Source organism: Actinomadura sp. NPDC000929 (genome assembly GCF_040492065.1).
Classification (GTDB): Bacteria; Actinomycetota; Actinomycetes; order Streptosporangiales; family Streptosporangiaceae; genus Spirillospora; species Spirillospora verrucosospora.
In genome coordinates this window covers 1-8,186 of the sequence record NZ_JBEUPA010000238.1, presented here as the reverse complement: position 1 = coordinate 8,186, position 8,186 = coordinate 1, and the positions used below count along the sequence as shown (strand labels likewise).

Here is an 8,186-nt window from a genome sequence, read left to right as displayed (position 1 = left end):
CCGCGGGCGGCGCGGGCGACGCCGGGGTCGTCACCGGCGCCGGGCCGGGGGCGGCCGGAGCCGAGCCGGGAGGGCGACCGTACGCGCCCGGATAGCCGGGCATCGCGGGCGCGGCGGGCCGCACCGGCGCCGCCGTCCGCGCGGGCTGCGGCGGACCGGCGGGCGACGGGCCGATGGGCGCCGGACCGGTGTGCGCCGGGTTGAACGCCGCAGCGGGACGGGACGCCGACTGGGGCGCGGATTGGGGCGCCGACTGAGGCGCGGACTGGGGCGCGGACTGGGGCGGCGGCTGGGGCGCCGGGGGCGCCTGCTGAGGCGTCTGCTGCGGTGACGAGTTCGCCGCGGGCGGCGCGGCGGCGGGAGCCATGCCGCAGACGTCGCAGAATCCGTCCGCCTCCACCTCGCCCGTGCAGCCGGGCTGGGTGCATCGGTTCATCGCCGGGTCCCCGTCTCGCTCTCGCACGCCCTGATCGCTCGCTGGTACTCCGCCAGCACCGCGGTCGCCCTGCGCAGATCGCAGGGCGCCGTCCACAGCACCTCGCGCGCCTCCCCGTACAGCACGGTGAGCCGCTCGTCCTCGGCGAGGCCGAGCCGCGCCGCCTTCGCCCGGTACGCCTCCAGGCGCCCCCGGAGCTCGCCCCGCCGGTCGAGCAGCCCGGCACTGAGACGCAGGTCACCGCGCGCCCGTTCCAGCGCCTCCTCGGCGGCGTGCTCCAGCTCGGCGAAGCGCCCCGCCATCTCCACCCAGCGCCCGGCCTCGCGCAGCCGTTCGAGGGCGGCGAGCCGGTCCCGCAGCGCGGCGCCGAGGCCCCGCGCGGGATCCGGGAGGTTCGGGGAGTGGATCTTGTCGAGGGCGCTCGCGTGGGCGTCGTGGGCCTGCCGCTCCGTGTCCTCGACCTCCTCGACGCGGGCCGCGACCCGCGCCACGAGCTCCTCGTAGTCCTCGCGCATCCTGGCGACGCCGGCGAGCTCGTCGCCGAGCGAGGTCAGTATGGCGCAGACGCGGTCCAGCCGCGCGGTGTCGGCGCGGCCGTCCCTGACCAGCGACAGCGGGTCGGTGCGGACGAGCCGGCCGAGCGCGGTCAGCTCGCGGCCGACCCGGTCCAGCTCGGGATGCCGGGTGCCGTCCAGCGAGTGCGCCAGCCGGGCCGTCCTGCGCCAGCTCTCCTCGGCGTCCTCCAGCGGCTGGAGCAGCGCCGACCAGGCGGCGTCGGCGGCGGCGATCTCGCCCGCGACGAACTCGTAGGCGTCCGACATCATCGCGACGGCCTCGTCCAGCGTGATGCGGCGCTCCTGCGGGCCGAGCAGCGTCCGGTGCTCCAGCGGGATCTGCCCGTCGGGCAGCTCGACCGACGGGCCCGCCAGCAGGCCGGACAGCTCCGTCAGCGTGGCCGGGTCCGGCCGCGGCGACCGTTCGCGCAGCTCACCGGCCGCGTCCAGGACGCGCTGGTAGGCGTCGAACAGCCGCCACAGCGTCGCCAGCCGGGCCTGCGCCGCGTCCCAGCGCCGCCACGTCTCGCCGGTGAGCCGGGCGCCCTTGAGCAGGCGGCCGCCGTCGTGGCGCTCCAGTTCGAGGAGGTTCGAGGCGATGCGGTCGCGCTCGTCCCGCAGCGTGCGCAGGGCATGGTCGACGCCTTCACGGCTCATGGGCGCGGCGGCCCCTGCCCCGCTCTGGTCCAACGTCTGCCCCGCGATCGTCTTCTCCGGTCCCCCCTGAGCATGCCCGCAGAGCCGGTCTGGGAGCACGGACCGGTCCACTATCGGACGTACGCTCTCATACAAGTGTGATCCGTGACACTAACCGAGACAAGGCGCTTTCCGTCGGGTCAGGTCCGCGTCGCGAGACCGCCGCTCTCCGCCGATCCTCACGTGCCCGTACCCTGTGCAGGGGGAACCTCGTTGTTCCTGGTGACGTTACGACAGATACGTCATTTAACGAGAGGAGTGGTGAGTCCGCGGTGTCGGACCCCAGTCATAGACCCGGTGCCCCATGCTGACCGCCGCACTGGGCGTTCTCGCGGTGATCGTCCTCACCGCCGCCACCGGGTACTTCGTCGCCCAGGAGTTCGCCTACGTCGCCGCCGACCGCGCGACCCTGGAGCAGGCCGCCGAACGCGGCGACACCTCCGCCCGCAGGGCCCTCAAGGTCATCGGCCGGGTCTCGTTCATGCTGTCGGGCGCGCAGCTCGGCATCACGATGACGACCCTGGTCGTCGGCTTCATCGCCAAACCGGCCCTCGCCGAGCTGATCGAGCCGCTGCTGGGCCTGGTGGGAATCCCCGAGGGGGCCACGGGCGCGATCGCCCTCGCCACCGGCTTCGTCCTGGCGACGCTCATCCAGATGCTCCTCGGCGAGCTGTTCCCGAAGAACCTCGCCCTGGCCCGCGCCGAGCAGCTGGCCCGCGTGCTGGCCGCCTCCACGCTCGTCTACCTGACGGTCGCGGGGCCGCTCATCCGGCTGTTCGACCGCGCGGCGGAGCGGCTGCTGCGCGCCGTGGGCGTCGAGCCCGTCGAGGAGCTGCACAGCGGCGCGACGCTGGAGGAGCTCGGCGACATCATCGGCAAGTCGCACAGCGCCGGGCACCTGCCCGCCGACCTGTCCGGCCTGCTCGACCGCGCCCTGTCGTTCGGCGACCTCACGGCCGACGAGGTCATGGTGCCGCGCCCGCACGTCCGCGCGCTGCCGTCGACCGCGCCCCTCGCCGACCTGGTCGCGCTGATCCGCGAGACCGGCCACAGCGCGTACCCCGTCTACGGGCAGGAGGTCGACGACGTGGTCGGCGTCGCGGGCGTCCGCGAGGTCGCCGACGACGCGCTCGACCCGTCCACGCCGGTCGGGTCCGTCGCCCGGCCCGCGCTGCTGGTGCCCGGCAGCCAGCCGCTGTACGGCGTCATCGAGCACATGCGCGACTCCGGCGAGGAGTTCGCCTGCGTCGTGGACGAGTACGGCGGGCTCGCCGGGATCCTCACCTTCGAGGACGTCGCCGAGGAGCTCGTCGGGGAGATCGCCGACGAGACCGACGGCCCCGAGGACGCCCCGACGTCCGGGCCGGACGGGTCCTGGGTGGTCGACGCCGGCATGCGCATCGACGAGGTCGGCCGCCTCACCGGCCTCGACCTGCCCGAGGGCGACGCCTACGACACCCTCGGCGGGCTGGTCATGGCGGAGCTGCGCCGGCTGCCGAGCCCCGGCGACCGCCTCACCGTCGCACTGGACGGCGGCGCCGTCGAGCTGGAGGTCGTGAGCGTGGCCCGCCGGGTCGCCGAGAAGATCCTGATCCGCGCGGCGCGCCCCGCGGACGTCCCGTCCGGCGAGGAGGAGGTCGCGTGGACCCGCTGACCTCGCTGCTGGTCACCGTCGCGCTGCTGCTCGGCAACGGCTTCTTCGTCGCCGCCGAGTTCGCGCTGGTCGCGGCCAACCGCCCGCAGCTCGAACGCGCCGCCGCGAAGGGCAGCCGCCCCGCCGTGGCCGCCCTCGCGGGCGTCCGCGAGCTGTCGCTGATGCTCGCCGGCGCGCAGTTCGGCATCACGATGTGCTCGCTCGGCCTCGCCATCGTCACCGAGCCCGCGTTCGAGCACTTCCTCGAACCGCCGCTGCACGCGCTCGGCGTCCCCGAGGCGGGCTCCAAGGCGATCGCGCTCGGCTGCGCGCTCGCCGTCGTGACGTTCCTGCACATGGTCGTCGGCGAGATGGCCCCGAAGTCGTGGGCGATCGCGCACCCGGAGCGGTCGGCGATGATCCTCGCCCTGCCGTTCCGCGCGTTCGCGAAGGTGTCCCGCCCGATCCTGTCGGCGCTGAACGCGGTGACCAACGCGCTGCTGCGGCTCATCCGCGTCACGCCGAAGGACGAGCTGGACAGCCACACCGACCCGGCGCGGCTCAGCCACCTGGTCGGCGAGTCCCGCCGCCTCGGCCTCATCGGCCGCCGCGACCACGAGCTGCTGCACCGGGCGATCTCCGCGCGGGAGGCCACGGTCGGGCACCTCGTCGTGCCCGCCACGTCCGTCACCACGATCGACGCGGACGCGACCGCCGCGCAGATCCGCCGGACCGCCACGGCCAGCGGCCACAGCCGCCTGCTGGTCCGCGACCTGAACGGCGCGATGACGGGGATCGTCCACGTCCGGGCCGCCATCATCGAGCCGGGCGACGAGCGCCGCGCGGGCGAGCTGGCGCACCCCGCCCCCGTCCTCACGGCGAGGACGACCGTGCTGGACGCGGTCAGCCGCATGCGCCGCGGCCGTGCCCAGCTCGCCGTGGTCAACGACGACCGCGAGGAGTTCGCCGGAATCGTCACCCTGGACGACCTCCTGGCGGAGCTTCTGGCCACCAACCCGCACTGACGCAGGCCGCGTACCTGCGACAACGCCGCAGGTGTCGAGGTGCTGCAACGGGTTTTCCGGTCCATCATCGGAGGATGAGCGGACAGGGTCACGGCCATGGGCACGGTCACGGGCACGGTCACGGGCACGGGCACGGTCACGGGCACTCGCGGAAAGGGCGCCTCGCCCACCTGGTGCGCCCGCACTCGCACGAGGCGGCCGACAAGGTGGACTCGGCCATGGAGGCGAGCGCCCAGGGCATGCGCGCCCTGTGGATCTCCCTGGCGGCCCTGGGCGCGACCACGGCGCTGCAAGCCGCCGTGGTCGCGTTCACCGGCTCGGTGGCGCTGCTGGGCGACACGCTCCACAACGCCGCCGACGCGCTGACGGCCGTCCCGCTGGGCGTCGCGTTCCTCCTCGGCCGTCGCCCGCCGTCCCGCCGGTACACCTACGGGTACGGGCGCGCCGAGGACCTGGCGGGCGTCGTCATCGTCCTGACCATCGCCGCGTCCTGCGCCGCCGCCGGGTACGCCGCCGTCCACCGCCTGGCCCATCCACAGCCTGTGGACCACGTGGCCGCCGTCGCGGGCGCCGCGCTGGTCGGCTTCCTGGGCAACGAACTCGTGGCGCGCTACCGCATCCGCGTAGGCCGCCGCATCGGCTCCGCCGCGCTCGTCGCCGACGGCCTCCACGCCCGCACGGACGGCTTCGCGTCCTTGGCCGTCCTCATCGGGGCCGCCGGTGTCGCCCTGGGCGCCCCCTGGGCCGACCCGGCCGTCGGCCTGCTCATCACGGCGGCGATCCTGACCGTCCTGTGGCAGACGGCCCGCGAGGTCTGGCGCCGCCTGATGGACGCCGTGGACCCCGCCCTGGTCGACCAGGCCGAAGCCGCCCTCGGCGCCACGCCCGGCGTCCTCGCGGTGGGCGACGTCCGCCTCCGCTGGATCGGCCACAGCCTGCGCGCCGAGTGCGACGTGGTCGTCGACCCCGCCTCCACCGTCGTCCACGCCCACCAGATCGCCGTGGACGCCGAGCACAGCCTCCTGCACGCCCTCCCCCGCCTCACCGGCGCGGTGGTCCACCCCGACCCCGAACCCCGGCCCGGTGAAGATCATCACGCGGCCCTGGCGGGTCACCGCTGAGTCGGCTGCCTGTGAGACGTTAGTCCGGAGCAGAAGGGGAACATACAGGCCCCGGACGATCGATCTGGGACGGGATGGCGTCGTGAACCAGCCTTCGGAAATCAACGGACCCGACGAGAACACCGGACCCCCCTACGTCCCGGACTCCGACCTGCCGACGGCGACCGTCCCCCTGCCGGGCGCGGTCGAGCAGGAATCGTCCGCCGAGGCCACCCAGGCCCTCCCGGCCGTCACACCATCCCCCACCGAGACCGCCCCCCTCCCGCCGGCCGAGGCCCCGCCGACGCCACCCGCCCCCGAGCCGGACGTCGAGTTCGCGGACGCCCAGGCCGATCCAGGAACGACGCAGCCCGTCCCACCGGAAGCCGTGGACCCCGCAGGCGGCGTGGTCCTTCCGGAGACGGTGGAAGACGATCCGCCTGCCAGTGCCGTGCCGGCCGCAGACACGACGGCCGTCGATCTGCCCGACCTCGGCGCGGTGGCGGACGGCGACGAAGCCGGCGAGGTCGCCCCGGCACGGCACGTCCTGCCAGAGGACGTCGAGCCCGCGTCCGGCGCAGCCGTTCCGGAGCCGGTCATGGACGCGCAGCCGCCCGATGACGTCAACGCCGAGCCGGCCTTCGGCGAAGCGCACCCCGAACTTCCCGAGGCACCACCGCCGGCAGAGGACCATGCAACAACGGACGCGGTGGTCGCCGAGAGCACGGAGGCGGGGCAGGACGTTCCGTCGGAGGACGCTGCGAGCGGCATCGCCTCCCCCGAACCGGTCGCGGGCGAGGGGATCGATCCGCGGGCGGCGTTGGGGACCGTGCCGATCGAGGTCGGCGAGCCGACGCCCCCGTTGGGGACGGAGACGGGCGACGGGGGCTGGCGTGAGCTGGTCGAGAGCGTCTACGGGCCGCTGAGCGAGTTCTACGAGGGGCTCGACGCGCGGCTGCGGGAGGTGCCCGAGGACGTCCCGCCGGTGGGGTGGGCGCCGCACATCGCGGCTCTCCGAGCGCTGCGGGACGGTCGGGTCGCGGGGGAGTGGGACGTGCTCGCCCGGTTCCTCGTCGCGCCCGCGACGCTGGAAGGCGCGGAGGGGCTGCGGCTCGTCCAGGCGGACGAGGGCGGCGAGACCCGGGTCGTCCGGGACGCGGTCAAGGAGCTCACGGAGGCGGACGGCCGGGCCCTGCTGATCGCCCCCACTCCGGAGCGGGCCGCCGAGCTGCTGCGCGCCGTGGAGGACGACCCCGATGTCTTCTCGCTGCTGATCGAGACGCGGCCGGAGACGGCGGAGGCGCGGTCGGTGCGGACGCAGGCGCTGCCCCCCGTCGAGGAGCGGCCGGCCGAGGAGCCGCCCGCCGAAGCGCCGCCGCCGCTGCGGGAGCCGGGGTCCAACGGGACGGTCGAGTTCAGGCCCGTGGGCGACGCGCTCCCGGAGCCTGAGGCCGTCGTGACCAGGGCGGAGCCCCTGCCCACGCTGCCGCCCGAGGACGCCGTGGAGCCGGTGGAGCCCGAGGAGGGCCCGTCGGCGCCGGAGGCGCGGGTGCGGTCGGCGGCGCTCCGTCCGGTCGGAGAGGCCTGGCGGCTGTCGTGGCAGACCGAGGCGCGGATGCTTCAGCGCGGGCTGATGTCGCTGGAGCAGTGGCCGCGCGACGCGGCGGCGCTCCAGTCCGTCCAGGCGGAGAACCTGCGGGCGGCCGAGCAGCTGGAGGCGGAGAAGGCGGACCTGGCCCGCGCGATCGAGGACGCCCGGGACGCGGCGGCCGCCGCTGAGGAGGCGGCGGCCGGCGCCGACGCCGAGGCGGAGCGGCTCTCCGGCGTCCAGGAGGAGGCCGAGGCGGAGCTGGCGGGGCCGCGGGCGGAGGCGGACCGGCTGAAGAGGACCGCGGACGAGGCGGGCGCCGAGGCGGCCGCGCTGACGCGGACGGCCGACGCCACCTACGCGCGCTGCGTCCAGATCGACGAGCGGGCCAAGACCGCGCAGTCGGAGTTGCAGGGGGCGCGGCAGGCGGAGGCGTCCCTCACCGAGGAGCTGGCGCGGGCGCGGGAGGCGCTGCCCGGCGCGGCGGAGGAGGCGCACCGGCTGGCGGCGGCCGACGCGGACGCCGCGGCGGAGGGCCACGCCGCGTACTACCGGCTGGTGTCGGCGGAGTCGGCGCTGTCGGCGCTGCGCCGCAAGATGACGCTCGGGCAGCGGCTGCACGTGGCGTCGCCGCCGTCGGAGCTGCGCGGCCTGCGCGCCGAGGTCAAGGCCCGGACGCGGGAGGCGGACGAGGCGGCGACGCGGGCGCGGGAGGCCAAGGAGGCGGCGGAGCACGCGGAGCGGGTGCGGCGCGGGCTGGCGTCGTTCGTGTCCGAGGGCGGGGCGCGGCTGAAGGCCGCGCAGGAGGCCCAGGAGCGGCTCGGGACCGAGCTGGCCTGGCTCGCGACGGAGCGGGAGAAGGTCGGCGCCGAGCACCAGGAGCAGGCCCTGCGGGCGTCGGAGGCGGTCGAGCGGGCCACCGAGGCGGGCCTGCGGGCGCGCGCGGCGCACCAGGTCGCGCAGGCGATCGAGGAGCGGGCGAACGCCGCGCGGACGTCCCGCGAGGAGGCGCTGGCGGCGGCGGCGCGGGCCCGGTCGGACGCGGAGGCCGCCATCGCGCCCAGATCCACAGGTCCGTGCAGCGGCCACCGAGCGCAAAATTCCGGGTGTCCCGCCTGAGTGGAGGGAGCGTTGCCTAGCCGACCCTGCAGTGC

Annotated in this window: 5 protein-coding genes and 1 pseudogene; 4 read left to right on the top strand and 2 right to left on the bottom strand. The window is 75.7% G+C overall.

What is annotated here, in order from left to right:
• A pseudogene (locus ABWI04_RS40595) lies at positions 1 to 436 on the bottom strand (hypothetical protein); the annotation flags it as partial.
• Positions 433 to 1,647, bottom strand: a complete 1,215-nt coding sequence (locus ABWI04_RS40590) for a hypothetical protein (RefSeq protein WP_345171427.1) — start codon at positions 1,645 to 1,647, stop codon at positions 433 to 435. The pseudogene ABWI04_RS40595 and the gene ABWI04_RS40590, both read right to left, overlap by 4 nt.
• 343 nt (positions 1,648 to 1,990) lie before the next feature.
• On the opposite strand from ABWI04_RS40590, the gene ABWI04_RS40585 reads away from it, so the two are divergent.
• The 4 genes from ABWI04_RS40585 (at position 1,991) to ABWI04_RS40570 (ending at position 8,151) form a co-directional block, all read left to right on the top strand.
• Positions 1,991 to 3,340, top strand: a complete 1,350-nt coding sequence (locus ABWI04_RS40585) for a hemolysin family protein (protein ID WP_353835733.1) — start codon at positions 1,991 to 1,993, stop codon at positions 3,338 to 3,340.
• The gene (locus ABWI04_RS40580; protein WP_345171431.1) at positions 3,328 to 4,344 is read left to right on the top strand and encodes a hemolysin family protein; all 1,017 of its coding nucleotides are present in this window, start codon (positions 3,328 to 3,330) and stop codon (positions 4,342 to 4,344) included. The genes ABWI04_RS40585 and ABWI04_RS40580 overlap by 13 nt, the downstream gene beginning before the upstream one ends.
• A gap of 74 nt (positions 4,345 to 4,418) precedes the next feature.
• On the top strand, positions 4,419 to 5,465 hold the full coding sequence (locus tag ABWI04_RS40575; protein ID WP_353835732.1) for a cation diffusion facilitator family transporter: 1,047 nt from the start codon (positions 4,419 to 4,421) through the stop codon (positions 5,463 to 5,465).
• 82 nt (positions 5,466 to 5,547) lie between these two features.
• Complete coding sequence (locus tag ABWI04_RS40570) at positions 5,548 to 8,151, top strand: coiled-coil domain-containing protein (protein WP_353835731.1); 2,604 nt, start codon at positions 5,548 to 5,550, stop codon at positions 8,149 to 8,151.
• The last annotated feature ends 35 nt before the right edge of the window (positions 8,152 to 8,186 follow it).